General features: G+C 71.1%; 25 protein-coding genes. 17 read left to right on the forward strand and 8 right to left on the reverse strand.

Going from position 1 to position 25,274, the window contains the following annotated elements; all coding sequences use genetic code 11:
* Window positions 1-40: 40 nt before the first annotated feature.
* From ATM97_RS21200 to ATM97_RS21235, 8 genes are all read left to right on the forward strand, one after another.
* Complete coding sequence (locus tag ATM97_RS21200; RefSeq protein ID WP_218719777.1) at window positions 41-1,027, forward strand: zinc-binding dehydrogenase; 987 nt, start codon at window positions 41-43, stop codon at window positions 1,025-1,027.
* Between the two features lie 84 nt (window positions 1,028-1,111).
* Entirely contained in the window at window positions 1,112-2,038 is a 927-nt protein-coding gene (locus ATM97_RS21205; RefSeq protein ID WP_218719778.1) for an acyl-CoA desaturase, read from the forward strand.
* Between the two features lie 9 nt (window positions 2,039-2,047).
* Window positions 2,048-2,311: an acyl carrier protein gene (locus tag ATM97_RS21210; protein WP_218719779.1), complete on the forward strand. Its 264-nt coding sequence runs from the start codon at window positions 2,048-2,050 to the stop codon at window positions 2,309-2,311.
* On the forward strand, window positions 2,308-3,201 hold the full coding sequence (locus tag ATM97_RS21215; protein WP_218719780.1) for a cyclopropane-fatty-acyl-phospholipid synthase family protein: 894 nt from the start codon (window positions 2,308-2,310) through the stop codon (window positions 3,199-3,201). Before ATM97_RS21210 ends, ATM97_RS21215 begins: the two co-directional genes overlap by 4 nt.
* Window positions 3,198-4,439 (forward strand): cytochrome P450, encoded by a 1,242-nt coding sequence (locus ATM97_RS21220; RefSeq protein WP_218719781.1) that lies wholly within the window; start codon window positions 3,198-3,200, stop codon window positions 4,437-4,439. Before ATM97_RS21215 ends, ATM97_RS21220 begins: the two co-directional genes overlap by 4 nt.
* The gene (locus ATM97_RS21225; RefSeq protein WP_218719782.1) at window positions 4,436-6,148 is read left to right on the forward strand and encodes a fatty acyl-AMP ligase; all 1,713 of its coding nucleotides are present in this window, start codon (window positions 4,436-4,438) and stop codon (window positions 6,146-6,148) included. Before ATM97_RS21220 ends, ATM97_RS21225 begins: the two co-directional genes overlap by 4 nt.
* Window positions 6,145-6,588, forward strand: coding sequence for a PaaI family thioesterase (locus ATM97_RS21230; protein WP_218719783.1), 444 nt, complete (start codon window positions 6,145-6,147; stop codon window positions 6,586-6,588). Before ATM97_RS21225 ends, ATM97_RS21230 begins: the two co-directional genes overlap by 4 nt.
* Window positions 6,585-7,442, forward strand: coding sequence for an alpha/beta hydrolase (locus ATM97_RS21235; RefSeq protein WP_308248567.1), 858 nt, complete (start codon window positions 6,585-6,587; stop codon window positions 7,440-7,442). Before ATM97_RS21230 ends, ATM97_RS21235 begins: the two co-directional genes overlap by 4 nt.
* 116 nt (window positions 7,443-7,558) lie before the next feature.
* Here the strand turns inward: ATM97_RS21235 and ATM97_RS21240 are convergent, their stop codons facing one another.
* Window positions 7,559-8,533 (reverse strand): EamA family transporter, encoded by a 975-nt coding sequence (locus tag ATM97_RS21240; RefSeq protein ID WP_218719784.1) that lies wholly within the window; start codon window positions 8,531-8,533, stop codon window positions 7,559-7,561.
* A 78-nt stretch (window positions 8,534-8,611) separates the two neighbouring features.
* Between ATM97_RS21240 and ATM97_RS21245 the strand changes: the two genes are divergently transcribed.
* Complete coding sequence (locus tag ATM97_RS21245) at window positions 8,612-9,493, forward strand: LysR family transcriptional regulator (protein WP_218719785.1); 882 nt, start codon at window positions 8,612-8,614, stop codon at window positions 9,491-9,493.
* 48 nt (window positions 9,494-9,541) lie between these two features.
* Here ATM97_RS21245 and ATM97_RS21250 read toward each other — a convergent pair whose 3' ends face one another.
* The 4 genes from ATM97_RS21250 to ATM97_RS21265 are packed head-to-tail and all read right to left on the reverse strand — an operon-like array spanning window position 9,542 to window position 14,581.
* On the reverse strand, window positions 9,542-10,798 hold the full coding sequence (locus ATM97_RS21250) for a cytochrome P450 (protein WP_218719786.1): 1,257 nt from the start codon (window positions 10,796-10,798) through the stop codon (window positions 9,542-9,544).
* 29 nt (window positions 10,799-10,827) lie between these two features.
* Window positions 10,828-12,126: an FAD-dependent monooxygenase gene (locus ATM97_RS21255; RefSeq protein ID WP_218719787.1), complete on the reverse strand. Its 1,299-nt coding sequence runs from the start codon at window positions 12,124-12,126 to the stop codon at window positions 10,828-10,830.
* Complete coding sequence (locus tag ATM97_RS21260; protein WP_218719788.1) at window positions 12,123-13,346, reverse strand: cytochrome P450; 1,224 nt, start codon at window positions 13,344-13,346, stop codon at window positions 12,123-12,125. The genes ATM97_RS21255 and ATM97_RS21260 overlap by 4 nt, the downstream gene beginning before the upstream one ends.
* On the reverse strand, window positions 13,343-14,581 hold the full coding sequence (locus tag ATM97_RS21265; RefSeq protein WP_218719789.1) for a cytochrome P450: 1,239 nt from the start codon (window positions 14,579-14,581) through the stop codon (window positions 13,343-13,345). The genes ATM97_RS21260 and ATM97_RS21265 overlap by 4 nt, the downstream gene beginning before the upstream one ends.
* Window positions 14,582-14,794: 213 nt before the next feature.
* Here ATM97_RS21265 and ATM97_RS21270 point away from each other — a divergent pair, with 213 nt between their 5' ends.
* Genes ATM97_RS21270 through ATM97_RS21295 form a run of 6 tightly spaced genes read left to right on the forward strand, consistent with a single transcriptional unit; the run spans window position 14,795 to window position 19,757 of the window.
* Window positions 14,795-16,447 (forward strand): AMP-binding protein, encoded by a 1,653-nt coding sequence (locus ATM97_RS21270; RefSeq protein ID WP_218719790.1) that lies wholly within the window; start codon window positions 14,795-14,797, stop codon window positions 16,445-16,447.
* 40 nt (window positions 16,448-16,487) lie between these two features.
* Window positions 16,488-17,276: a ferritin-like domain-containing protein gene (locus ATM97_RS21275; protein ID WP_218719791.1), complete on the forward strand. Its 789-nt coding sequence runs from the start codon at window positions 16,488-16,490 to the stop codon at window positions 17,274-17,276.
* Entirely contained in the window at window positions 17,276-17,821 is a 546-nt protein-coding gene (locus ATM97_RS21280) for a PaaI family thioesterase (protein WP_218719792.1), read from the forward strand. The genes ATM97_RS21275 and ATM97_RS21280 overlap by 1 nt, the downstream gene beginning before the upstream one ends.
* Window positions 17,818-18,081 carry an acyl carrier protein gene (locus ATM97_RS21285; protein ID WP_218719793.1) on the forward strand — a complete coding sequence of 88 codons (264 nt, stop codon included), beginning with the start codon at window positions 17,818-17,820 and terminating at the stop codon, window positions 18,079-18,081. The genes ATM97_RS21280 and ATM97_RS21285 overlap by 4 nt, the downstream gene beginning before the upstream one ends.
* Window positions 18,078-18,911: a cyclopropane-fatty-acyl-phospholipid synthase family protein gene (locus ATM97_RS21290; protein ID WP_218719794.1), complete on the forward strand. Its 834-nt coding sequence runs from the start codon at window positions 18,078-18,080 to the stop codon at window positions 18,909-18,911. Before ATM97_RS21285 ends, ATM97_RS21290 begins: the two co-directional genes overlap by 4 nt.
* 3 nt (window positions 18,912-18,914) lie before the next feature.
* Window positions 18,915-19,757: an acyl-ACP desaturase gene (locus ATM97_RS21295; protein WP_218719795.1), complete on the forward strand. Its 843-nt coding sequence runs from the start codon at window positions 18,915-18,917 to the stop codon at window positions 19,755-19,757.
* Window positions 19,758-19,845: 88 nt separating this feature from the next.
* Here ATM97_RS21295 and ATM97_RS21300 read toward each other — a convergent pair whose 3' ends face one another.
* A complete protein-coding gene (locus ATM97_RS21300) occupies window positions 19,846-20,307 on the reverse strand; it encodes a PaaI family thioesterase (RefSeq protein WP_218719796.1) in 462 nt (153 codons plus the stop codon).
* Window positions 20,308-20,460: 153 nt separating this feature from the next.
* Here ATM97_RS21300 and ATM97_RS21305 point away from each other — a divergent pair, with 153 nt between their 5' ends.
* Entirely contained in the window at window positions 20,461-21,687 is a 1,227-nt protein-coding gene (locus ATM97_RS21305) for a cytochrome P450 (protein ID WP_218719797.1), read from the forward strand.
* A 127-nt stretch (window positions 21,688-21,814) separates the two neighbouring features.
* On the opposite strand, the gene ATM97_RS21310 is transcribed toward ATM97_RS21305, so the two are convergent.
* Window positions 21,815-22,732 carry a DUF2797 domain-containing protein gene (locus ATM97_RS21310; protein WP_218719798.1) on the reverse strand — a complete coding sequence of 306 codons (918 nt, stop codon included), beginning with the start codon at window positions 22,730-22,732 and terminating at the stop codon, window positions 21,815-21,817.
* 296 nt (window positions 22,733-23,028) lie between these two features.
* Window positions 23,029-23,970 carry a PDR/VanB family oxidoreductase gene (locus tag ATM97_RS21315; protein WP_218719824.1) on the reverse strand — a complete coding sequence of 314 codons (942 nt, stop codon included), beginning with the start codon at window positions 23,968-23,970 and terminating at the stop codon, window positions 23,029-23,031.
* 140 nt (window positions 23,971-24,110) lie between these two features.
* Between ATM97_RS21315 and ATM97_RS21320 the strand changes: the two genes are divergently transcribed.
* Window positions 24,111-25,271 (forward strand): acyl-CoA dehydrogenase family protein, encoded by a 1,161-nt coding sequence (locus ATM97_RS21320; protein ID WP_218719799.1) that lies wholly within the window; start codon window positions 24,111-24,113, stop codon window positions 25,269-25,271.
* Window positions 25,272-25,274 lie beyond the last annotated feature (3 nt).

Here is a 25,274-nt window from a genome sequence, read left to right on the forward strand (position 1 = left end):
CATGCTCGTGCAGGGACTCGCAACCACCATGGAGGCGGACATGCAGGCAGTTGTCATCGACCGGTTCGGCGATCCGAAGGACGTGCTCACCGCGCAGGAGGTGCCGCCGCCGGAGCCGGGACCGGGCGAGGTGCGGATCGCGATGACGCTGTCACCGATTCACAATCACGACCTGGCCATCATTCGCGGTGTCTACGGGTACAAACCGCCGCTGCCGGCCATCCCCGGCACCGAGGCGGTCGGCGTGGTCGACGCGGTGGGGCCCGGCGCGGGCGGGGTCGCGGTGGGACAGCGGGTCGCCGTGGCGGGCGCTCGCGCGGCCTGGGCCGACTTCGTCGTCGTCCGGGGTGAGCAGGTCGTGCCGATGCCGCCGCAGGTCCCCGACGGCACCGCCTGCCAGCTGCTGGCCATGCCGCTGAGCGCGCTGATGCTGCTCGACGATCTGCACGTGCACCCCGGGCAGTGGATCACGGTGAACGCCGCCAACGGCGCGGTCGGCCGGCTGCTCAACCTGTTCGCCCAGCAGCGCGGCGTGCGGGTGCTGAGCCTGGTCCGCGGGCCGGACTCGGTGCGGGCCCTCGAACAGTTCGGCTACGGACCGGTGATCGACACCGAGACCGAGAACTGGGCGACCCGTGCGGCCGAGGTCACCAACGGCGAGCCGATCGTGCGGGCGGTCGACCAGGTCAGCGGCCCCGCCGCGGGCACGCTGATGTCGCTGCTGGCGCCGCGTGGTGAACTGATCTCCTTCGGCGCGCTGTCGGGTCAGCCGCTGGTCATCGACACCGGCGCCGTCATCTTCAAACAGGCCGTGGTGAAAGGCTTCTGGGGCCAGCAGCGCTCCAGCGAGATCGAGCACGCCGACTACGTGCGCCTGATCACCGAACTGGTCGGCCTGGCCGCCGCGGGCACCTTACGGCTGGAGGTGCAGGCCGAGTTCCCGCTCGACCGCGCGGGCGAGGCGGCGGTCGTGTCCGAGACCCCCGGCCGCAACGGCAAGGTGGTGCTGCGCGCGGGCGCCCGCTGACCCCATCATCCACAAGTTCGATCCCACGATCGAAGCCCACGGCGACCCGACGCCGTGGGCTTCGCCCGTTGTTACGGTCCGACCATGACGCGAGAAGACACCTCGCCGCGGAAGAAGACGATCAGCAACCCCTACATCCATCGACTGCAGCGCAGGCACTTCCTGCTCTTCGATGTCGCGCCGATCGTGGGAACCGTTGCCGCGCTGGCCTTCCTGTTCGTGCGCCCGCTCGGCGCCGTGGAGCTGGGGCTGCTGTTCGGGATGTGGCTGCTGACCGGTCTCGGCATCACCGTCGGCTACCACCGCCTGTTCACCCATCGCACCTTCCGCACCACGCCCGCGGTCGCGGCCGTGCTGGCGGTGTTCGGGTCGATGGCCGGGCAGGGCCCGGTGGTGTCGTGGGTGGCGCTGCACCGGCGCCATCACGAATACAGCGATCGCGAGGGAGATCCGCACTCCCCCAACCTCTCCGGTGACGGTCTGCGCGGCGCGCTGCGCGGGCTGGCGCATTCGCACTTCCTGTGGATGCGCCGCCACGAGTACCCGAACATCGTCCACTACGCCCCCGACCTGATCAAGGACCGGTCGCTGGTACGGGTGGCGCGGCTGTACTACTGGTGGGTGGGCTTGGGTCTGCTGCTGCCCGCCGTGCTGGGCGGACTGCTCACCCTGAGCTGGACCGGCGCCGTGAGCGGTCTGCTGTGGGGTGGGTTCGTGCGGATCTTCCTGCTCGAGCACATCGTCTGGGCGATCAACTCGTTCCTGCACATGATGGGGACCCGCCCGTATCAGTCCAGGGAGAACAGCCGCAACGGCGGCGTGTTCGCGCTGATCACGCTCGGCGAGTCGTGGCACAACAATCATCACGCCTTCCCCGAGTCACCGTCGTTCGGATTGCACTGGTACCGGCTCGATCCCGGCTACTGGCTGATCTGGACGCTCGAAACCTTCGGTCTGGCCTGGGATCTGAAGATCCCCTCGGCCGACCGGCTGGCCGCCAAACGCGCATGAGGAGCTGTCGTGGACACCAGTAGAGAAGCCATCGTCACGTGGTGCCAGGAGTATCTCGGGCAGCTGCTCGAGGTCCCGGCGAGCACCATCGACCCGCTCGCCGACTTCGACCGTCTCGGTGTCGATTCCGCGCTGGCGGTCGCCCTGCTCATCGAGGTGGAGGAGCAGTTCGGCGTCGACCTGTCGCCCGAGGACCTCTACGAGAACCCGACGCTGGACGCGGTCGCCGGGCATCTGCACGAGCGGCTGACCGCGAACTCGGGCCGCCGGTGACCGAGCCGGCCGATGCCCGCGCCGACGCCGCGGCCGCGGCGATCCGGCACCACTACGACATCGGCAACGCCTTCTACCGCCTGTGGCTGGACACATCGCTGAGCTACTCGTGCGCGATGCCCGCCACTCCCGCCGACACCCTCGAGTCCGCGCAGGACCGCAAGCTCCGCCACCACCTGAGCGCGATCGACGCCGACCGGGCGGAGTCGGTGCTCGACATCGGCTGCGGCTGGGGCTCGGTGCTCGCGCGTGGCAGCCGCGAGCACGGTGTGGCGCGGATGGTCGGGCTGACCCTCAGCGACGAACAGGCCGAGCATGTCCGGGCGCTGGCGCTGCCGGGCGTCGAGGTGCGGACCGAGAGCTGGGTGCACTACGCGCCGGAGGCTCGCTTCGACGGGATCATCTCGATCGGCGCGTTCGAGCACTTCGCGCGGCCCGACGACACCCCGGCCGCCAAGATCGCGGTGTACCGGGAATTCTTCACCCGCTGCCGGGACTGGCTCACCGCCGACGGCACGCTGTCGCTGCAGACGATCGCCTACGGCAACATGCGCCGCGAGCAGGCCAGCGCCTTCATGCAGCAGGAGATCTTCCCCGATGCCGACCTGCCGACCCTCGCCGAGATCACCGCGGCCGCCGACGGGCTCTTCGAGATCGTCGGGCTCACCGACGACCGGCTCGACTACGCCTGGACCTGCGCGCAGTGGGCGCGCCGGCTGCGCGAACACCGGGCCGAGGCCGTCGCGCTGGTCGGCGCGGAGACCGTCGCCCGGTACGAGCGCTATCTGAAGCTGTCGGCGCTGGGCTTCCGGATGGGCAAACTCGGCCTGTTGCGCATCGTCGCCCGTCCCTATCCGGAGACCTTCTTCTCGCGCCGGGGGCGAGGATGACGCTGTCCGCGCCGCGCCCGTCGATCCGGTTCAACCCGTTCAGCGCCGAGTTCCGGCGTGATCCCTACCCGGCGTACCGAGCGCTGCGGGAGTCGCGGCCGGTGCACAAGACGCTCGGCATGTGGGTGCTGACCCGGCACGCCGACGCGCGAACCGTGCTGCACGACAAAACCTTCAGCGCGGGGCTGATCCCACGGCTGGTGACCGAGCAGGCCCGCAGGCTCGGTCAGCCCGAGGTCGCGCGGATCGAACGCCTCGGGCGCACCTCGCTGGTGTTCACCGACAACCCCGAGCACGCCCGCCTGCGCGGCCTGGTGAACAAGGTGTTCACGGCGCGCACGATCGCGACCCTGGAACCCCTGGTGGCCTCCATCGCCGACCGGCTGCTGCGGCCCGCGATCGCCGCGGGCCGGGCCGAGGTGATCACCGACCTGGCCGGACCGCTCCCGGTCGCGGTGCTGTGCGAGTGGATGGCGCTGCCGCCCGCCCTGCACGCCTGGGTCGGTGGCTGGACGCACGACATCCGCTTCCTGCTCGAGCCCGGCCTGATGAAGGCCGAGGACCTGACCCGCGTGCGCACCGTGGTGGAGTTGTTCGCCGACGCACTGGCCGAGGTGCTCGCCGAACGCCGCGCCGCCCCCGGTGACGACTTGATCAGCCGCCTGCTCGCCGCGCGCACCGCGGGCGGGGACCGCCTGACCGACGAGGAGCTGATCTTCGTCTGCATCATGTGTTTCGTCGCGGGCACCGAGACCACCAAGTCGCTCATCGGCACCGCCACCCTGGCTCTGCTGCGGCACCCGGATCAGGCCGCCATGGTGCGGCGGTCCCCCGACTCGCTGCGCGCCGCGGTCGCGGAAGCCCTGCGCTACGACGCGCCGCTCCAGCTGACCAAGCGGCTGGCCACCCGGGACGTGACGATCGGCGGGGAGACGATCCGCGCGGGCGAGCATGTCCTGGTGTGTCTGGGCGCGGCGAACCGCGATCCCGAGATCTTCGCTCGCCCCGACGAATTCGACATCACCCGGACGCCGGGGAATCACCTGGCCTTCGGGCACGGCATGCACGGCTGCCTCGGGGGCGCCCTCGCCGAGCTCCAGACCCGGATCGCCCTGGACGCCCTCCTGCGCAGGCATCCGCGCCTGGCCACACCGGCGGGCGACTTCGCCTGGCAGGAGCACAGTTTCCTGCTGCGCGGCCTCGACAGCCTGCCCGTGTCGTTCGGAGCGAGCCGATGAGCACTCTTCTGCTGCCCGAGGTCCTGCGCGAGCGTGCGCACGCCACCCCCGACCGCGTCGCCTACCGCTTCCTCGACGACACCGGCGCCGAGGCCGGCCACCTCACCTACGCCGAACTGCACGCCAGGGCCATGGCGGTGGCGGCGCAGGTGCGCGCGGTCTGCGCGCCGGGCGAACGAGCGCTACTGGTCTTCCCGCCCGGACTCGACTTCCTCGCCGCCTATTTCGGCTGCCTGTTCGCGCGGGTGATCGCGGTCCCGGTCAATCCGCCGCGCCGCACGCACGTCCAGCACGCGACGCGCTCGATCGTTCGGGATTGCGCGCCCGCCGTGGTTCTCACCGTCACCGGGGCGCTCGAGCCGCTGCGCACCGCGCTGCAACCACTACTGCCACAGGCCGCCTGGCTGACCGTCGACACCCTGACGCGCACCGAGTTCCCCGCCGAGCCGATCGACCCCGGCGCGGTGGCGTTCCTGCAGTACACCTCCGGGTCCACCTCGGCGCCCAAGGGCGTCATGGTCTCGCACAGCAATCTGGCCGCCAACCAGGAGATGATCCGGCACGCCTTCGGTCACGACAGCGGGTCGACGGTGGTCGGCTGGGCGCCGCTGTTCCACGATCAGGGCCTGATCGGCAATGTGCTGCAACCACTCTGGGTGGGCGCGACCAGCGTGCTGCTGTCACCGGCCACCTTCGTGCGCAGGCCGCTGCTGTGGCTGACGGCGATCAGCGAGTACCGCGCGCACTCCAGCGGCGGCCCGAACTTCGCCTTCGACGCGTGCGTCGCCAGGGCCGCCGCCGAGCCCGTGCCCGAGCTGGATCTCACCAGCTGGCAGGTCGCGTTCAACGGCGCCGAGCCGATCCGCCCGGCCACGCTCGCGCGGTTCGCCGAAACCTTCGCCCCGCACGGCTTCCGGGCCACTTCGCTCTACCCCTGCTACGGGCTGGCCGAAGCGACCCTGCTGGTCACCGGCAGCGACAAGGGCCGCGGCCCGCGCACACTGACCGTCGACACCGCCGCGCTCGGTGCCGGGCACTATCGACCCGCCCGACCGGGCACGGCGCGCACGCTGGTCAGTTCCGGGCGGGTCCTGCCCGGTGAACGCGTCCGCATCGTCGACACCGCCACGCTGCGGTCGTGCCCCGCGGGCCGGACCGGTGAGATCTGGGTGACCGGCGACCATGTGGCACAGGGCTATTGGCGGCGCCCCGAGGCGACCGAGGAACTGCTGCGGGCCCGCGCCGCCGACGATCCGCGCACCGCCTGGCTGCGCACCGGCGATGTCGGGATGCTGGTGGACGGCGACCTGTATGTCGTCGGCCGGATCAAGGACATGGTGATCATCCGCGGCCGCAATCACTATCCGCACGACATCGAGGACACCGTGCAGTCCGCGCATCCCGCGCTGCGCCACGGCGGCTCGGCGGCCTTCGCCTACCCCGGTGACGCGGGTGAGCGGCTGGTGGTCGTGCAGGAGCTGCGCCGTGACCGGCTCGACGCCGATCCCGCCGAGGTGATCGGAGCGATCCGGGCGGCGGTGATCCGGGAACACGAACTCGCCGTCGGCGACCTGGTGCTGACGCCGCCGGACCAGCTGGCCAAGACGAGCAGTGGCAAGATCATGCGATCGGCCGCCCGCGCGCGGTACGCGGCAGCGGGTTTCGAGGCATGGCCATCCACCCCCGACCAGAGGAGCCCGACCCGATGACGACGCAGGCCCCCAACCCCGATTTCGCCCAGGTCGTTCCCGCCGCGGTGCTGTCCATGCCCGCTGCCGCCCATCTGGGTTTCCATTTCGGACGGATCGCGCCCGGCGAGGTCGAGATCGTGCAGCCGCACCGCCGCGAACTCACCCAGCACGACGGCTATTTCCAGGGTGGTGTGCTCGGCTCGCTCGCCGACTTCGCGGCGGGATCGGCGGCGGGCACCCTGCTGCCGATCGGCTGGATCAATATGACCGTCGACTACACGGTGAAGATCCTCGCTCCCGCCAAGGGCGCGACGGTGATCGCGCGCGGCCGGGTGATCAAGCCCGGTGCGCTGCTCACCATCGCCGCCGCCGAGGTCTTCTCCGTCGAGGACGACGGTGAAACCCTGTGCGCGACAGCGCTGGTCACGATGCGCAATGTGCGCATCGCGACACCGTGACCCGAGAGGCCGTGATCCCCATGCCCTTCGTCGTCGTCGACGGTGTGTCCATCGCCTACACCGACACCGGTACCCCGGCGGGCAAGCCCGACGCGCCCACGGTCGTCTTCGGCCACGGCTTGTTGTTCGGCGGCTGGATGTTCCGCGCCCCGCTGTCATCCCTGCAACTCGACTACCGCTGCGTCACCCTCGACTGGCGCGGCCAGGGCCACACTCCGCCCACGCCCGGCGGCTACGACATGGACACCCTCACCGCCGACGCCGTCGGCGTCCTCGCGGCCCTGCGCACCGGCCCGGTCCACTGGGTCGGTCTGTCCATGGGCGGCTTCGTCGGCCTCCGCCTCGCCGCCCGGCACCCTCGACTCCTGCGTTCCCTCGCCCTCCTCGATACCAGCGCCGACGCCGAAGACCCCACGAAAGTCGCCGAGTACCAGCGCCTCGCGTGGGCATTGCGCTGGTTCGGGCACCGCCCCGTCCTCGGCCGCGTCGCTCCCCACCTCTTCGGCCCCACCTTCCGCGCCTCCCCGGCCGCTTCCGCGGTCCTGGGTGACTGGTCCCGCCGTCTGGCCGCCACCGACCGCGTCGCCCTCCGCAAAGCCGTCCACGGTGTCACCGCCCGCCCCGCCATCGCCCCCGAGCTCCCGTCGATCACCGCCCCCACCCTCGTCCTCGTCGGCGCCGACGACACCGCGACCCCGCCCTCCTGCGCGGACCGCATCGCCACCCTGATCCCCCACGCCCGCCGCCACCACCTGCCGAACTGCGGCCACTCCAGCACCCTCGAACAACCGCAGCTGGTCACCGAGCACCTCCGCCGCTTCCTCACCGCAGTGGACACCGAATCCGTGCACTGATGTCGATCACGGGCTGCCACTGCGCCACCGCCGTCGACCCGGCCGAGGCCCGATCCGCCGGCACCTGCGCGGGCGCGGCGACGCCGGTCAGCGCAGCCCCGATGGCGAAGAGCGCTTCATCTCGTCCGCCGCCCTGCCCCGGCACACACCGGCGCTGAACTATCTTCGGGCACAGGCATTTCGGCGGCCGATACGACTGGCTTGTCGGGCAGCTGACCGGCCACGATGGCGGCCAGCGCGAGACCGAAGCCGACGAGCTGGACCGGGCCGAGCCATTGGCCGAGCAGGACCGCGCCGAGCACGGCCGCGACCAACGGCGACAGCAACAGCAGCACCGCGACCGAGGTGACCGGCAGCGTGCCCAGCCCGCGGAACCACACGATGTAGGCGAGCAGTCCGCCGCACAGACCCATCCACAGGTAGCCGAGTGCCGCGGGCCCGTCGATCGGGGGTGGCGCGCCCTCGACCAGGGCGGTTACCGGCAACAGGACCAGCCCGCCGGCCGTCAGCTGCCACCCCGCGAAGGCCACGGGGCCGACCCCGGGCGGGCGTCCCCAGCGTTTGGTGAGAGTCAGTCCCAGCGCCATCGATGCCGCGCTCACCAGTCCGGCCGCGACCCCGGTGACATCGAGCGCCGCACTCGGCCCGAGCACCACCAGCCCCACCCCGGTGACGCCGATCGTCCCCCAGACCAGCCGCCGCGGTGACGGCCGCTCCCCGAGCACCGGCATCGCCAGCACCGCGACCACCAGTGGTTGCGCCGCCGCGAGGGTCGCCGCGACCCCGCCGGGCAGGTGTTCGGCCGCGAGGAACAGCAGCGGGAACGGCACCCCGATGGTGAGTATCCCCAGCACCGCGATCTTCGCCCACCACAGTCCGCGCGGCAGGATCCGGGTGAGCGCGAGCGCGATCAGCCCGGCGGGCAGGGCGCGCAGCAACCCGGCGAACACCGGGTGATCGGGCGGCAGGAGTTCGGTGGTCACCACGTAGGTCGTGCCCCAGGCGGCGGGCGCGAGCGCGGTGATCGCGGTCCGTGTCACCCGCCCCGCGCCGAGGTCACCGGAAGTCGGCCGAGCCACTGAACCTTTCATGGACCCATCGAACCGCGCGACGATCTATGAATCCAACACATGTTTGTCACCGCAACGATCGTGAATCACGATGGATACATGGAGCTCCAGCAGATGCGCTACGTCCTCGCCGTCGCCGAGACCGACAGCTTCACCCGGGCCGCCGAGCGGTGCCTGGTCGTGCAGTCGGCCCTGAGCCATCAGATCGCCCGGCTGGAGCGTGAACTGGGCGCGAAACTGTTCGACCGGACGAGCCGCCGGGTCCGGCTCACCCAGGCGGGCGCTGCCTTCCTCCCGGCGGCCCGTCAGTGTCTCGACGCCGCCGAGCGGGCGGTGGCCGAGGTGGCCGCGGCGGTCGGCGAGGTGCGAGGCAGGCTCGCCGTCGGCCTGATCCCGACCGTCGCCGCGGTCGATCTGCCCGCCGCGCTGCGCGAATTCCGGACCGCGTACCCGCACGTGCGGATCAGTTTGCGGGTCGGCGCGAGCGAGGAGCTGGCCGAGCAGGTCGAACAGGGCGTCCTCGATGTCGCCTTCCTCGGCTTGCCGACGACCACGCGGCCGAGCGGGGTCGCCGCCCACGAACTCGCGCGCGACAAGCTCGTCGCGGTGGTCGCACCGGGCCACCCGCTCGCCGAGGAACCGAGCGTCGACCTGCGCAGGCTCTCGACCGAGGTCTTCGTCGACCTGCCCGCGGGCACGGCGGGCCGGATCCAATCGGATCTGGCGTTCGCGGCGGCGGGCCTGACCCGCGATGTCGCCTTCGAGGTGACGACCGCCGACTACATCGCCCGCCTCGTCAGCCAGGATTTGTGTGTGGCGATGATGCCCGCCGCCCACGCCCCACAGCTCACCGGCGTGCGCATCGTGACGGTCACCGACGCGCCGAGCCGCGTCGAGTACGTCGTGTGGAACCGCGCCGACCGCAGCCCGGCGGCATCGGCCTTCCTCGCGGCACTGGATGTTCCGACGACCCAGCGCTGACAGCTCCCGGCCCCGCCGGCTGCACCGACGGGGCCGGGAACGACGTGTTCAGGCCGGGGTGACCGCGACCGCCAGCGATTCCAGCCCACGGATGACGACATTGGGCTTGAACGGCGGGTTCTCCGAACGCAATTCGACCGTGCGCACCTTGCGCAGCAGCACGTCGAGCAGGATCTCCATCTCCAGCAGCGCCAGCGGGGCGCCGAGGCAGTAGTGGATGCCGAGGCTGAACCCGAGGTGCTTCTTGGCCGGGTTCATCGGATCGGCGTAGCGGGTCATGTCGACCCGGTCGGGGTCGGGGTAGGCGGCCGGATCGTGATTGGCCGAATTGATCAGCACCACCACACCTTCGCCCTGCTCGAACTCGTGCCCGGCGACGGTGATCGGCCGGGTCGCGGCGCGCGTGGTGATCTGCACCGACGGATCCAGGCGCAGCAGTTCGTCGGGGGCGACGGCCAGCAGTTCGGGACGATCGCGCAGCAGCTGGATCTGGTCGGGGTTGCGCAGCAAGCGCAGCATGCCGGTGCCGATCAGATTGGCGGTGGTCTCGTGACCGGCGACGAAGGTGGTGATGCAGGTCGCGAGGAGCTCCTGCTCGGTGAGCACATCGCCGCGGTCCTCGACCTGCGACAGCACGCTGAGCAGGTCGTCGCGCGGGGTGACGCGCCGCTCGTTGAGCAGCTCACGGAAGTAGCCCATGAACCCGCGCGAGGCGGCGCTGCGGGCGCTCAGGCATTCCTCGGGCAGCGTGTAGTCGTGGTCGAAGCCGCGGGCCAGGTCCTGGGACCACCGGTGGACCTGGTCGTAGGCCTGCTCGGGCACGCCGATCAGCTCGCAGGCGATGATCAGCGGCAGCGGATAGGCGATCTTCTCGACGAGGTCGAATTCGCCCGCGGCCAGGGCGTCGTCGACGAGCTGCTCGCACAGCTGCTCGATCCGGGGGCGCAGCCGGGTCACCATGCGCGGGGTGAAACCCTTGGTGACCAGGTTGCGCAGGCGGGTGTGGTCCGGCGGCTCCATCCACAGGAACGAGGTGGGCAGTTCCTCGGCGGCGTTCTCCGGCGACACCGTGGGGTGCATCATCGCCGCTTCCTCGGCGTGGCTCCACGCGGTGGTGGACAGCACGGCCGCGCAGTCCTCGTAGCGGGTCAGCACATGGTGACCGAGCGGGGTCTGATGGATGGGCCCCGCCTCGCGCAGGACGCGGGCGGGGGCATACGGATCGGCGCGGCCGTCCGGCCCGAACAGCTGGACCAGTGCGGTCTGGACCGCCTGGGCGTCGATCGGGGAAGTCGTGGAGGTCATGGGTGGGTCTCCTGGTTCTCCGGTGGTGGTCAGGGAAGGAGGATGCGGCGCAGCGTGCCCGGCGCGGTGAGCGCGGCGGGCGGGTCGACCAGGTGGGCGACCCGCAGGAAGGTCCTGGCCACGCGCGGATCATGGTGCGCGACCCGCTGCACCCGGCTGACGAAGACAGTGGTGAGCCGGGTCCGGACCGTGCGCCTGCCCGCGACGCCCGGATGCCGCAGATCCGAGCCGGCGGCCAGCTGCCAAGCCACCTCGACCGCGCCGGCGGCGGCCGCGTAATACCGGGCGGGCAGGTCGGTTTCGCCCGTACCGAGGCACTCGCGCAGCGCCGCGGCTTGCAGCGCGGCGACCGTCATGCCCTGGGCGTAGAGGGGATTGAAGGCGCACAGCGCGTCGCCGAGCACGAGCAGCCCGTCCGGCGGGGCGCTCTGGCGGTCGAAGCGGCGGCGCACGGCGGTCCGGAACCGGTAGGGCACCGCGTCGCCGAGCGGCTCGGAGCCGATCACCAGGGTGTGGATGTCGGGGGCCGACAGCGAGGCGGCGTACTCGCGAAATCCCGCGTCGTCGACGGGCGGATGATCGCCGAGCATTCCGGCCAGGGTGACGTGCCACCGATCGCCCTCCACCCGGACCGCGCCGCCGCCGCGCCCGTTCGCGCCGGTCGAGACGATGACCGAGGCCTGTCCGCCGAGCTGACCGGGCCGATGCCGGAAGAACCGCGACGCGTAGCCGAGGTCGACGTCGAGCCGCTCCTCCTCGGGTACCTCGGCTCCGATCGCGGTGAGCCACTGCGTGATCCGTGATCCTCGACCGCCCGCGTCGACGACCAGGTCCGCGGACAGGGTCTGCGCGCCCGCCGGGCCGATGACAGTCACCGCGCGCACCCGCCGGGCGTCGCCGACCAGGCCCTGCACGGTGGTGCGGGTCAGCAGTTCGATGCCGCGCAGCCGCAAGGTCCGCCTGCGCAGCACCGTCTCGAGCAGCGAGCGGGTGGCGATCACCGAGGTGAGTCCGGTCGAGCCCGCCGCGAGCCGGGAGCCGCCGACATACCACCGGGTGCCGACCAGCACCTCGGCGACGGTCGCGCCGTCCGAGACCGCCTGCTCGGTGAAGCCCGGGTAGAGCTCCTCCATGACGCGGCGGCCCCGGTCGAGCAGACCGTGCAGGTGCCAGGCCTGCGGAACACCCCGGCGCACAGTCTCTTTCGCGTCGAGCTCGTCGCGTTCGACCAGGGTGACCCGCTCGTAGGTATCGGCGAGCACGCGCGCGGCCAGCAGCCCGGCGACCCCGGCGCCGATGACGATCGCCTGCCCGCGGCGCGCGGTCACAGCGTCACCGGCAGGTGCAGGATGCCCCGGTGGATCAGGCTGGGACGGTAGACGATCGGCGCGTCGGCCAGGGCCAGCTCGGGTGCTCGCGCCAGCAGCGCGAGGATCGCGGCCTCGGCCTCGATCCGGGCCAGCGGCGCGCCCACGCAGTAGTGGATGCCCAGGCTGAACCCGAGATGCTTGCGCGGCGGCCGGTGTCCGGTGAACCGGGTGATGTCGAAGGTGTCGGCGTCGCGGTAGACCCGCTCGTCGCGGTTGGCCGAGCCGGTCAGCACCACGACACCGTCACCGCGCCGGAAGGTGTGCCCGCCCACGTCGGTGTCGTCGAGGGCGACCCGGATCGTGAACTGGGTCGGCGCGTCGTAGCGCAGCATCTCGTCGATCGCGGGCCCGATCAGCTCGGGATGCGCGCGCAGCAGCGCCAGCTGGTCGGGGTGGCGCAGCAGCGCGAGCAGGCCGTTGCCGATCAGGTTGATCGAGGTCTCCATGCCGGCCACGAGCAGCAGCAGCGACATCCCGATCACCTCGGGTTCGGTGGGAAGCTCACCCGAGCCGCTCGCCGCGACGAGGTCGCTGAGCAGGTCGGGGCCCGGCTGCCGCTTCTTCTCGGCGATCAACCGCGCGAAGTACCCCATGCAGGCGATCGCGGCGTCGGTGCGGGCGCTGATGTCGCCGGGACCGAGCAGCGAGTCGGGGTCGCTGCCCCGCGCGATCGCCAACTGCCAGGCGCGGAAGTCGGCTCCGTCGGCGGCGTCCGCGCCGAGCAGGCGCACCGCGACCATGGCGACGGCCAGCGGCACCGCCAGATCGTCGAGCACGTCGAACTCACCGCGATCGAGCGCGGCGTCGATCAGTCCGTCGACCACGGTGCCCGCCAGCGGCGCCAGTTCGCCGATCGTGGCGGGGGTGAACGCTTTCGCCACCAGCTTGCGGTAGCGGCCGTGCTCGGGCGGATCCATCCGGACGAAGGACCCCGGGATGGCGGCGGTGGTGTCGCGGAACGGGCTGATCCCCGCCGAGTAGCCGTGCCCCCAGTCGGTGCCGGTGAGGACCGCGGCGCATTCCTCGTAGCGGGTCACCAGCGTCACCGGGACCTCGCCGAGGGCGAACGGGAACAGCGGCGTCGCCTCGCGCACCCGGTGGTAGGCGGCGTACGGGTCGGCACGGTGCTCGGGCGCGAACGCGTCGAAGGTGAGGTCGGCGGGGACAGCGGTACTCATCGGCCCTCCAGGCTGATTCGCAGTTCGGACATGCCGCGCACGACCACGTTCGGGCGGTACGGCGGTTCGGCGAGCAGTGACATCCGCTCGACCCGGGTGGCCACGGCCCGCAGCACCGCCTGCATCTCCAGGCGGGCCAGCGGTGCGCCGAGGCAGTAGTGCAGGCCGAGACCGAACGACAGATGCCGCTCGGGTCGCCGGCCGGGCCCGTAGCGGCCGATGTCGAACCGGTCGGCGTCCGGGAAGGCCCTGGGATCCCGGGCCGCCGAACCGATCAGCACGATCACCGCGTCACCGGGCACGAAGGTCCGGCCGGCGAGCTCGATCTCGTGCCGCGCGGTCCGGGTGGTCAGGTGCACGGGCGGGTCGTAGCGCAGGACCTCGTCGACCGCGGGAACGCACAGCGCCGGATCCTCGCGCAACCGCTGGAACTGATCGGGGTGGCGGATCAGCGCCAGCAGCCCGTTGCCGATCAGGTTGACAGTGGTCTCGTGGCCCGCCACCACCAGGATCAGCAGGGTCCCGATCAGTTCGGTGCGGGTCAGCCGCACCCCGGCGTCCTCGGCCTGCACGAGCGCGGTGATCAGGTCGTCGCGGGGGTCGCGGCGGCGCCGGGCGATCAGGTCGCCGAAGAAGTCGGTGAACGCGTGCACGGCGCTGGTGCGCGCGGCCAGCTCGACCGGGCTGAGCAGGGTGTCGGGGTCGAGGCCACGGGCGATGTGCGCGGAGATCTCGCGGACGTGGGCATGGGCTTCGGCGGGGACACCGAGCAGTTCGCAGATCAGCGTCAGCGGCACCGGGTAGGCCAGCGCCTCGAGCGCGTCGGTCTCGCCTTCGGCCAGCATCGCCGTCAGCAGGCCGTCGACCAGGCGCTCGGCCCGTTCGTGCAGTCCCGCCACGGTGCGCGCGGTGAACGCCCTGCCGACCAGGCCGCGCAGCCGGGTGTGGTCCGGCGGTTCCATCCACAGGAAGGAGCCGGGCAGTTCCACCTCGCTGTCGCCGTGCAGCAGCTGCGGCTCCTCGGCATGACTCCAGCGCGGGTCGCTCAGGATGGTCTGAGCCTCGGCGTGCCGGGGCACGAAGTGGATCCCGTGCGGGCCGGGGACGAACGGGCCCGCCTCCCGCAGCGTCGTGTAACTGCGGTACGGGTCGTGGCGGCAGTGCGGTGCGACGCTCTCCAGCACCGCGATCTGCACCGGGGTCGGGTCGTCGACCGCGACATGATCGGAAGTCACCGGCAGCTCCTACGGCGATAGCGGTGCGGGGATTTCGCCGCCCATCGTCGCCGCCGGGCCACCACGAATTCGTGCAGTATTGTCTGCTCCGATCGGGCGATAGCCGAATATCTTTATCGGGCAGTGCAATTGAACGATCGGCGGTCATTATCGGCGCGCGTATTTCGGAATTCGTTCAGCGCGATTTCATATGGCACTGTTGTCGTTTCCGGCATGAATTCCTCGCGTTCGGGTGAAACGCTCACCACGCTGCTGGCCGGCGTCGCCGCCGCGCATCCGCAGGTGCCCGCGACGTTCTGGTCGGTGTCGGAGCGGGTCGGCTACGCCGAGCTGCGACTGCGCGCGCAGACCACGGCCACGGCGCTGGTCCGGCGCGGGATCGGGCGCGGCGAGCCGGTCGGCGTGCTCAGTCCCAACGCCCCCGAGTTCCTGGTCTCGCTGTTCGGCATCGCCGCGGCGGGCGGGGCGGCCACGCCGCTGCCACTGCCCGCGGGTGCCCGCGCCACGGCCGCCTACCCGGCCAAGCTGGCCGCGATCACCGCCGCCGCCGGCATGCGCACCGTGCTGGTCTCACCGCGCTTCGCCTCGATGATCCCGCTGATCGGCGACATCGGCGTCGAGTTCGTCGACACCACGGACCTGGTCACCGATGTCGTCGCCGACCCGGACACGCTGCCCGAGCACGGACCCGACGACCTGGCGATCGTGCAGTTCACCTCCGGCAGCACCGCGCTGCCCAAGGGCGTGCGGCTCACCCACGCCAATGTGGTGAGCGGGCTGGCCGCGATCCGCACCGGCATCGACCTGAGCCTCGACGACCAGGGTGGCTTCTGGCTGCCGCTGTTCCACGACATGGGCCTGTTCGGCACCTTGTCGGCGGTGCTGCGCGGGATCCCCGCCCACGTCTGGTCCCCGCTGGCCTTCGTCAAGGACCCGGCGCGCTGGCTGAGCGAGTTCGCCTCGACCGCGACCACGATCACCGCCATGCCCAACTTCGGCTACGAGGCACTGCTCGGCGCGATCGGTCCCGAGCAGGTCACCGACTACGACCTGAGCCACTGGCGCATCGCGTTCAACGGCGCCGAGCCGATCTCGGAATCGGTGGTCACCGCGTTCTGCGAACGGTTCGCGCCCGCCGGCTTCGCGCCGTCGACGATGTTCGGCGTGTACGGCATGGCCGAGGCCACCCTGGCCGTCGCCTTCCCGCCGCTGCTGCGCGAGCCGCGCTTCGAGTGGGTCGACCGCGCCCGGCTCTCGGATGCCGCTGTCGCCGAGCCGGTCTCGCGCGGCGAGGACGGCGCGCGGGCGGTCGCCTCCGTCGGTTCGGCGGTCGAGGGGATCGCGCTCCGGATCGTCGACCTCGACACCGGCGCCGACCTGCCCGACGGCCGGGTCGGCGAGATCCTGATCGAGGGCGCGCCCGTCACCGGTGGCTATCTCGCCGTCGACCCCGACGCGGTCGCCGATCGTTTCGTCGACGGCTGGTTGCGCACCGGCGATCTCGGCTACCGCCGCGACGGCGAACTGTTCGTCACCGGACGCTGCAAGGACATGATCACCGTGCGCGGGGTGAACTACTACGCCCAGGACGTCGAGGCCGCGGTCCGCGATCTCGACGGCATCCATCAGGGCCGCTGCACCGCGGCCGTCGAGCCCGACGGCGACGACGTGATCGCGCTGATCGCCGAGACCGAACGCACCGGCGCCGAGGCCGAGGCGCTGGCCGCGGCCATCGTCGCCGCCGTCGCCGCCGAGCTCGGACTCTCCGCCGTGCGGGTGCATCTCGTCGCGCCGCGCAGCATCCCCCGCACCAGTAGCGGCAAGCTCCAGCGGCTGGCCGCCCGCGACCTGATCGGCCGGCGATGACGCCGCGCCGCTCGCCCCTGCGATCGAATGGGAGTGCCTAGTGCACAGCTTCGACATCTTCCGCCACTACGAACGCCTGCACTGGAAACTGAGCGACCTCGACCTGGCCGCCGTCGACCCGACGCTGGTCCGCCCGGAGTACATCACCCTCGCCAAGAGCGCGGCGATGGGCGAGTCCAATGTCATCGCGGCCGTGCACGGTTTCCTCGACGAGTTCGTCGACGACTACGACTTCTCCACCTTCGCGGTGGTGTGGGGCTACCAGGAGGTGCAGCACCACTACGCCTTCCGCTCCTGGCTGGGCGCCATCGGCGAGGACGTCGACGACCGCGCGGTGGACGCGATGCGCGAGCCGTACGCGCCGGGCAGCACGCCCTCGGCGACGCTGGCCACCAACATCATCTCCGAGCTCACCGTCAACCACGTGTACCGCGCGGTGTCGAGCTGGGTGGCCGAGCCGGTGCTGAAGACGTTGCTGCTCAACGCCAGTCGCGACGAAGCCGGGCACGCCCGGGAGTTCATCCACTACACCACCGAACGGCTGAAGCGGCGGCCCGACGAGCTGCCGTCGGTGCTCGAGACGCTCTACGTCTACAGCTCCGAGGCCAAGATCAAGCACCCGGTGAGCACCTTCAAGGCCGGCATCGCCGAGCTCGGTGACCACGAGACCATCGACACCGGTTTCGAGCTGTTCCTCGAGCAGGTCGCCGCCGAGGGCGAGCTGGAGGTCCTGCACGACAAGGTGCGCCGCACCTTCGCCGGCATCACCGGCCTCGACCTGTCCAGCAACGCGAAGGTGCGCCGCGCCCTCGCCGACGCCATCGCGTGATGACCGCAGGCGAACGGCCCGACGCCGTCGAGGTGCCGTGGTCGGTGATCCCCGACTATCACTGCTTCGGCTGTTCCCCGCACAACGCCACCGGGCTGCGTCTGAGCTTCACCCCGCGCGCCGACGGCGCGCTGGAAGCCGCCTTCCGGCTCGGACGCGCGTTCGAGTCCTATCCCGGCGTGGTGCACGGCGGCCTGATCGGCGTCGTGTGCGACGAGGTGATGGGCAACCTGATCGTGCTGGCCCGCCGGGTTCCCGCCTTCACCGTCTCCCAACGCACCCGCTTCCTCACTCCCCTGCTGATCGACCGCGAATACCGCTGTGTGGCAACGCTGCCGCCCGCGCGGGCCGACGGCCCGATCCCCGCGCACGCCGAGATCCTCGACGCGAACGGCGCGGTGTGCGCGACCTCGACGGCCAGCTATCAGCCGTTCGATCTGCATGCCGTCCGCGACCAGCTCACCCTCGACGACGACGAAGTCGCCCTGCTCGACCACGCCCTGTCCACGGCGAACACCCTCTCCCCGAACGGAGCCCGGCCATGACCACCACCTCTGCCGACACCATCCTGCGCACGGTCACCGAGATCGCGATCACCGAGACCGGCCTGACCGCCGCCGAGCTGACCCCCGACGCCGACCTGCGCGCCATGGCGGGCGTGGACTCGGTGCGGGTGCTGCGGATGATCGCCCGCATCGAGCGCACCTTCGACATCGAACTCGACGACGCCGACGTCTTCGGGATGTCCACCCTGGCCGAGGTGACCGCGGTGGTCGAACGGTCCGTGGCCGAGGCGGCCGCATGACCGTCGTCGCCGATACCAATCAGCACTACGATCTCGACCCGGACATCTTCGGGCAGTTCCTCGACCCGCTGCGCAAGTACAGCTCCGCGCTCTACACATCCGACAGCGACACCCTGGAGCTGGCGCAGCGCAACAAGCTGCGCTTCGTCGCCGAGCGGCTCGGTCTGCGCGGCGGCGAGCAGCTGCTCGATGTGGGATGCGGCTGGGGTTCGCTGATCCTGTACATGGCGAGCGAGCTGGGCTGCCGCACGCTCGGGGTCAGCCCGGCGCCGCGTCAGCACGACTACATCGCCGAGCAGGCGGCCGCGCGCGGCGTGGCCGACCTGGTGCGCACCCGGGTCGGGCACTTCGAGCAGCTCGACCTGCCCGCCCGTTCCTTCGACGCCGTCACACTGCTGGGGTCGATCGTGCACATGCCCGATCCCGACGAGGTGTTCCGCCGCGCGCGGGGCGTGCTGCGCCGCGGCGGCACGCTCTACGTCTCGGAGAGCTGCTTCCGTAATGCGGCCACCCGCAGCGCGTTCGACGATCGCGACGGCACCGGCTTCGTCCGCGAGGACATCTTCGGCTTCGGTGAACTGCGGCCGCTGTCGGAGCTGATCGCCGCCGCCGAGAACGCCGGCTTCTCGGTGATCTCGGTCGATGACCTGACCGAGCACTACCGGCGCACCATCGAGGACTGGATCGGCAATGTCGACGCCGCCGCCGAGCGCATCGACGCGCACGGCCCCGGTCTGGCCGCCAAGCTGCGCCACTATCTCGAGATCGCCAACGCGGGCTGGGGTTACACCACCAAGCACTACGCGCTGGTCTGCCGGAATGCCAGGTAGGACATGATCACCACACCGGGGCTGTTGCCCGTGCGGGACCTGGTCGCCGCGGTCGACGGCTTTCTGGCCGCGTCCCCGGCGACCCGTGCCTGGGATGTGGAGACCGCCGTCGACTGGGCCGCCGCCGACGCGGGCAGGCTCACCGAGGGTCAGCGCTCCGCGGTCCAGTTCGTCACCCTGATCGAAGACCACCTGCCCGGCTACTTCGACGTCTACCACCGGCATTTCCCCGTCGACGACAGCGTGGATCTGCCGACCTTCGAGCACAATCGGGAGCTCTACCACTTCACGGTGCGCTGGGCCCTCGAGGAGGACACCCATGCCAGGGCGCTGACCCGCTACCAGGAGGCGGCCGGCATCGCCGACCGCGACACCCTGCGGTCGGAACTGGCGATCGAGGGCCACAAGCCGTTCGACCTGCCCTACGAGCACCCCGTTCAGTTCTTCGCCTACGCCTTGGTGCAGGAGAAGGCGACGCAGATGTACTACCAGCAGTTGCGCGACGTGGTCGCCGACCCGGTCCTGGCCGCGGTGCTCACCCGGTTGTCGCGCGACGAGGCACGGCATTTCAGCTTCATGGCCGAGGTGGTGACCCGGTATCTGCGCCACGACGGTGACGCGGTGGTCGAGCCGATCCGCGATGTCGTCGCCAACTTCCGGATGCCGCTGTCGGACACGCTGCGCGGCTATTGGCGGTGGGCGCTGCGGATCGCCGATGTCGCCGACTACGACCACACCGCCGCCTACGAACATCTGGTGAAGGTGATCGACCGCGCGGTCGATGCCCGCACCGAGCCGGTCGACGAGTTGATCGCCTTCGTCGAGGGTTGCCGCACCCTGGCCTGAACCGGCCCTGGCCCGGACCGAAGAGAACCGGCCTTGCGCGCGATGATCCGCGCAAGGCCGGTTCTCTTCGCCGATCGGCCCTGAGCCGTCAGTTGCCCTGCGCCAGCACGAGAATCGTGGTGGTGCCGTGCGCGATCAGCTTGCCCGCCGCGTCGGTGATGCGACCTTCGGCGGTCGCGGTCCGCCTGCCGACGTGCACGGCGGTGGCCTCGCAGGTGAGCCTGCTGCCGTCCAGGGTCACCGCGCGGATGAAGTTCACCTTCAGTTCGAGCGTGGTGTAGGCGACGCCGTCGCCGAGTTCGGTGAACACCGCGCTGCCCATGGCGGTGTCCATGAGCGTGGCCAGCACGCCGCCGTGCACCGTGAACATCGCGTTGATGGTCGCCGGATTCGGGTCGAGGTAGTAGCGGGTACGGCCCTTGGACGCGCTTTCCAGCCGAATTCCCAGCGAATCGCCGACGCCCAGCTTCTCCTGCAGCCCGCGCTCGAAGACCGCGGTCAATTCGGCGACCCGCCGGTCGGCGGTCGCGTCGATTTCGGTGGTGGTCATGGTTTTCCTCCCTGCGGACGATTCCTCCGCCATTCGATCAGCGCTCGGTGAATTCCGTCTTGCCACAGGACATTCCATTTCCAGCTCCGATCGGCTGATCGGGATCACCCGAGGCCGGTGAGTCGTCGACCCGGCGCGGGTACCGTCGGGCAGATGGCCGACACCACCGCTGCTGCCCGCGTCGAGTCCATCGAGGCCGACTTCTTCGACGATCCGCACGCGCACTACCGGCGCTGGCGCGCAGGTGGCCCGGTCCATCGGGTCCGCTTCCCCGACGACGTCGTGCGCTGGGTGGTCATCGGCTACGCCGAAGCCCGGATGGCACTGGCCGATCCACGGCTGCGCAAGGACATCGTCCGGATCGACGAGATCGTGCACGACAAGCGCGGGTCGACCCCGAGCGATCCGAACGTCGTCGCGCTGCTGAGCCACATGCTCAGCACCGATCCGCCCGCGCACACGCGGCTGCGCAAACTGGTCAACAAGGCCTTCACCGCCAAGCGGGTCGCGGCGTTGCGCCCGCGGATCGAGCAGATCACCGAGTCGCTGCTGGACGCGATGGCCGAGCGCGAACAGGTCGACCTGATGGACGAATTCGCCAATCCGCTACCGGTGACGGTGATCTGCGAACTGCTCGGCGTCCCCTACGCCGATCGCGACGACTTCCAGACCTGGACCAGGGCGCTGGTCACGGTCGTCGGCGAAGGCGAGGACGACGAACGCCCCGCAGCCTCGGCCGCGATGGTCGCCTATCTGGCGAACCTGGTGCGCGCCAAGCAGTCCGAGCCCGCCGACGACCTGCTCTCCCAGCTGGTCCTGGCCGACGACGACGGCGATCGCCTCACCGATCGCGAGCTGGTGTCGATGGCGTTCCTGCTGCTGGTCGCCGGGCACGAGACCACCGTCAATCTCATCGGCAACGGCGTCAACGCGCTGCTGCGCCGCCCCGCGCAGTGGCGGGCCCTGGGCGCCGACCCCGCCGGCATCCCCGCCGCGATCGAGGAGTTCCTGCGCTTCGACGGCCCGGTCGACATGGCCACCGTCCGCTACACCGCCGAACCGGTCACCCTGGGCGATACCGAGATTCCCGCGGGCGAACTCGTCTACGTCGCGCTGGCCGCCGCCAACCGCGACCCGGCCCGTTTCACCGACCCCGACGCGCTCACCACCGACGGCCACCCCTCCGGCCATCTGGCCTTCGGCCACGGCATCCACTTCTGCGTCGGTGCTCCCCTGGCCCGCCTCGAAGCCGAGATCGCCTTCACCGCCCTGCTCCGCCGCTTCCCCGACCTGCGCCTGGCCGAGGCCGCCGGCACCGACCACTGGCAGACCAGCACCCTCATCCGCGGCCTGCTCGAACTGCCGGTGCACGTGCGCTGAGACCCCGGTTACCAGCCCGGCGTACCGTCGGGAGTCGATCGGATCGTCGAGCTGCTCGCCTGCCCGGCGCCGCCGCCTCGGCGTCCGCCGACCCCGCCCAGGGTTGCGCCACCTGATCCGGACCAGGTCAGAACAGGCTGGTCTGGGCAGGCGCGGTCACCGCGGTGATCGTGGCGTCGAGTTCGATGCGGCGGCCGATGAGCCGGGAGTCGTTGACGAGCACGAGTTCACCGGACCCGGTGTCGTCGGCGCAAGCGATGGTGTGGCCGTGGGCGGTGACGGCGTCGAGGACGTATTCGCCGGCGTCCTCGGTGAATTCGATGGCCTCCGGGTAGCGCCCACGCTCGAGGATGGTGGCGTAGAAGTCCCGCCCGCCGGACCACGCGGTGTCGGTGCGGGCGATGTCGTCGGGCAGGGTGCTCGCCGCGTGGTCGGCCGCGTCGGCGACGGCGGCCTCCAGTGCCGACCACGGCCGCAGCGGCTTGGTCAGGATGCGGGTCTTGGTGACACCGGCGACCGCCTGCCGCAGCCCCGCCCGTTCCGAGACGACCCGCTCGAGCTCACGCACATGCAGCCCGTCCGGCGAATCGGTGATGAAGCGGGCCACCAGCGCACCCTGCTCGAAGAGCCGCCGCTGCCGCCGTACCGCCGACGCGGTCCCGACCTTGGTCATTCCGTCGCCGAAGTAGGCGATGTAGAGGTGATGGGGCTGCGCGACATACCCGCGCACCTGCTCGGGCAAGGCCGTGAGCGGACCACGATGGCTGTGCACCACCGACCACCCCTCGGTGACCCGGCATTGCGCGCACTGCTTTCCGCTGTCGACCCGGGCCCGGCTCGGGCACGCTTGACGCCCCCTGCGCCCGGCGCCGAACCCGTGGTACCCGAGACAGAACCGCCCGGCCCCGGCGAGCCGGAACGCCAACCGCGTCCCGATTCCCGGCAGCAGCTCGGTACTGCCGTCCTCGCGGATCACCTCGTAGAACCACCGGCCCTGCTCATCCCAGTGGGTCCCGCAATACAGGGCGGTGGAGGTCGCGGTCATCGGTCGAATCTACTGAACGCGCCCGGTGTTCGGTCGACGGGAGGACAGATCGCCCAGCAGGCGGGGATCGGCGAGGTTCGGTGCGATCGCACAGCCTCGGCGCGCGCTGTCGGCCCCGCACCACGTCGAATTCGATCCGGCAGACCGGGTCGACCCACCGGACGCGGTGACCGGCGACTGTTGCGCCGTAGCTGTCAGTGGTCGGCCCGTGCCTTGCCTGTGCCCGTGCGGACAGCGACCGGACTCGCTCGTTCGGGATCGATCCCCACGCACGAGGCCCACCCGGGCTCCCGAGCTCACAGGTCGAGGACAAGGACCTCCGAGCGGGCGCGGGAGACGCACAGCATCATCGTCTTGCCGCTGTCGCGCTCCTCGGCGGTGAGCAGGGAATCACGGTGGTCCACCTCGCCGTCGAGCACGGGGGTCTCGCAGCTGCCGCAGGTGCCTTCGCGGCAGGAGGTGATGACCGCGACGCCCGCCGATTCCAGGACGTCGACGATGGAGCGGTCGGCGGCGACCCGCAGCGTCCGCCCGGTCTGGGCCAGCTGGATCTCGAAGGCCTGGTCGGCGCCGGCCGGCTCGAGCTGTCGCGGGACGAAGCGTTCCGTGCGTACTGTGACGCGCTGCCGCTGTCCCTCCGCCTCGACCGCGGCCAGCAGCGGTTCCGGGCCACAGCAGTACACGGTCGCGCCGGGCCGCTCGGCCACGATCTCGGCCACCGGCAGCAGGCCGGACTCGTCCTGGGGCACCAGCCGCACCGCCGGATAGCGCGCGGTGAGCGCCTCGGCGAAGGCCATGTGGGTGCGTGAGCGCGCGCCGTAGTGCAGCGTCCAGCGCGCGCCTGCCCGCTGCGCGGCGGCGATCATCGGCAGGATCGGGGTGATCCCGATACCGCCAGCGACGAACGTGTACTCCGGGGCCTCGGACAGCTCGAAGTTGTTGCGCGGCAGAGAGACCGACAAAGTGGTGCCGGGCAGCGCGGTCCGGAACAGGTGCGCGGACCCGCCGCGGCCGTTCGGCTCGTGCAGAATCGCGATCCGCCACCGGTCGCGCTGCGCGGGGTCGCCGCACAGCGAGTACTGGCGCAGGCCGGCCGCGCCCGCCGCCACGTCGATATGCGCGCCCGGCGTCCAGGCGGGCAGTTCCCCACCGTCGGCCGCGGCGAGCACCAGGGCAAATACCGCGTCGGCTTCGTCGGTGCGCTCGATCACCCGCACGCTCACGTCGGTCATGGCCATCCCCTCGCCCGCATGGTTGTCGAGTTTCACCGTGCTCGACGTCCGGCGTGTCCGCCCCGTGGGCGCGGCGAGACGATTGGCGCGATCGACATTCACTATCGTCCCGCCGCCCGGTGCGCACCCCGCCCGACACTGACGGCATGACTCCAGTGGCGGAACTGGTCGCCAAGACCAGGCAGTTCGTGCAAGACCACGTCATCCCGGTGGAACGCGAGGTCGTGGTCGGTGGCCGGGTCACCGACGACGCCCTGCGCCTCGACCTGCAGAAGAAGGCCAAGGAGGCCGGTGTCTTCGGCCCGCTCTCGGATCCCGCCTACGGCGGCCTCGGCCTCGACACCAGGGCGCAGGCCGAGGTGCTAGAAGCCGCGGGCGCCAGTCTGCTCGGCCCGCTCGCGGTCAACGCCTGGGCGCCCGACGACGGCAACATCCACCTGTTGGCCGAGGTCGCGAATCCCGAACAACGTGAACGGTATCTGGCCCCGCTGGCCTCCGGCGAGGTCCGCTCGGCGATCGCCATGACCGAACCGGCGCCCGGCGCGGGATCGGACCCGCGGATGCTGGCCACCGTCGCCGAGGAGACCGACACCGGCTGGGTTATCAACGGCCGCAAGCACTTCACCACCGGCGCGCAGGGCGCGGCGTTCACCATCTGCGTCGCCTCCACCACCGACGGCCCGACCATGTTCCTGGTAGACCAGGACAACCCCGGCCTGAAGGTCGGCCGCCGGATGCCGACACTGGACCACACCAGCGCGCCCGGCGGGCACTGCGAGGTCGAGTTCGCCGACTGCGAGGTCCCCGAGTCCGCGATCCTGGGCGCGGTGGGCCGCGGCCTGGATCTGGCGGCGGTCCGGCTCGCGCCCTCACGCCTGGTGTTCTGCATGAACTGGCTCGGCCTGGCCGTGCGCGCCCAGCAGCTCACCGCCGAGCACATCAACGGCCGTCACGCGTTCGGGGTACCGATCGCCGAACACGGTCTGGCCCAGGGCCTGATCGCCGACAACGAGATCGATATCGCGGCGTCGCGCAGCCTGATCCGATCCACCGCCGCCACCATCGACGAGCACGGCGCCGCCTCCTCCCAGGCGCGCCACGAGGCCTCGATCACCAAGACCTTCGTCTCCGAGGCGGTCTGGCGGGTGCTCGACCGCGCGGTGCAGCTGCACGGCGGCCTCGGCGTCTGTGAGGACCACCTGGTGGCCCGATTCCTGGTGGAAGCCAGGGCTTTCCGCATCTACGAGGGTCCGTCGGAGGTGCTGCGCGGGTCGATCGCGCGGCGCGTCCTGCGCGGATCGCGCTGAGAG

The organism is Nocardia sp. MH4, assembly GCF_019266065.1.
In the GTDB taxonomy this organism is placed as follows: Bacteria; Actinomycetota; Actinomycetes; order Mycobacteriales; family Mycobacteriaceae; genus Nocardia; species Nocardia canadensis.

Bases quoted from the DNA above. Each gene is read 5' to 3' on its own strand.
- ATM97_RS21315 (WP_218719824.1), bottom strand. From the start codon at position 23,970: ATGGCCATGACCGACGTGAGCGTGCGGGTGATCGAGCGCACCGACGAA.
- ATM97_RS21280 (WP_218719792.1), top strand. From the start codon at position 17,276: ATGACCGCAGGCGAACGGCCCGACGCCGTCGAGGTGCCGTGGTCGGTG.
- ATM97_RS21300 (WP_218719796.1), bottom strand. From the start codon at position 20,307: ATGACCACCACCGAAATCGACGCGACCGCCGACCGGCGGGTCGCCGAA.
- ATM97_RS21250 (WP_218719786.1), bottom strand. From the start codon at position 10,798: ATGACCTCCACGACTTCCCCGATCGACGCCCAGGCGGTCCAGACCGCA.
- ATM97_RS21200 (WP_218719777.1), top strand. From the start codon at position 41: ATGCAGGCAGTTGTCATCGACCGGTTCGGCGATCCGAAGGACGTGCTC.
- ATM97_RS21270 (WP_218719790.1), top strand. From the start codon at position 14,795: ATGAATTCCTCGCGTTCGGGTGAAACGCTCACCACGCTGCTGGCCGGC.
- ATM97_RS21295 (WP_218719795.1), top strand. From the start codon at position 18,915: ATGATCACCACACCGGGGCTGTTGCCCGTGCGGGACCTGGTCGCCGCG.
- ATM97_RS21225 (WP_218719782.1), top strand. From the start codon at position 4,436: ATGAGCACTCTTCTGCTGCCCGAGGTCCTGCGCGAGCGTGCGCACGCC.
- ATM97_RS21310 (WP_218719798.1), bottom strand. From the start codon at position 22,732: ATGACCGCGACCTCCACCGCCCTGTATTGCGGGACCCACTGGGATGAG.
- ATM97_RS21260 (WP_218719788.1), bottom strand. From the start codon at position 13,346: ATGAGTACCGCTGTCCCCGCCGACCTCACCTTCGACGCGTTCGCGCCC.
- ATM97_RS21285 (WP_218719793.1), top strand. From the start codon at position 17,818: ATGACCACCACCTCTGCCGACACCATCCTGCGCACGGTCACCGAGATC.
- ATM97_RS21320 (WP_218719799.1), top strand. From the start codon at position 24,111: ATGACTCCAGTGGCGGAACTGGTCGCCAAGACCAGGCAGTTCGTGCAA.
- ATM97_RS21245 (WP_218719785.1), top strand. From the start codon at position 8,612: ATGGAGCTCCAGCAGATGCGCTACGTCCTCGCCGTCGCCGAGACCGAC.
- ATM97_RS21205 (WP_218719778.1), top strand. From the start codon at position 1,112: ATGACGCGAGAAGACACCTCGCCGCGGAAGAAGACGATCAGCAACCCC.
- ATM97_RS21240 (WP_218719784.1), bottom strand. From the start codon at position 8,533: ATGAAAGGTTCAGTGGCTCGGCCGACTTCCGGTGACCTCGGCGCGGGG.
- ATM97_RS21220 (WP_218719781.1), top strand. From the start codon at position 3,198: ATGACGCTGTCCGCGCCGCGCCCGTCGATCCGGTTCAACCCGTTCAGC.
- ATM97_RS21290 (WP_218719794.1), top strand. From the start codon at position 18,078: ATGACCGTCGTCGCCGATACCAATCAGCACTACGATCTCGACCCGGAC.
- ATM97_RS21305 (WP_218719797.1), top strand. From the start codon at position 20,461: ATGGCCGACACCACCGCTGCTGCCCGCGTCGAGTCCATCGAGGCCGAC.
- ATM97_RS21230 (WP_218719783.1), top strand. From the start codon at position 6,145: ATGACGACGCAGGCCCCCAACCCCGATTTCGCCCAGGTCGTTCCCGCC.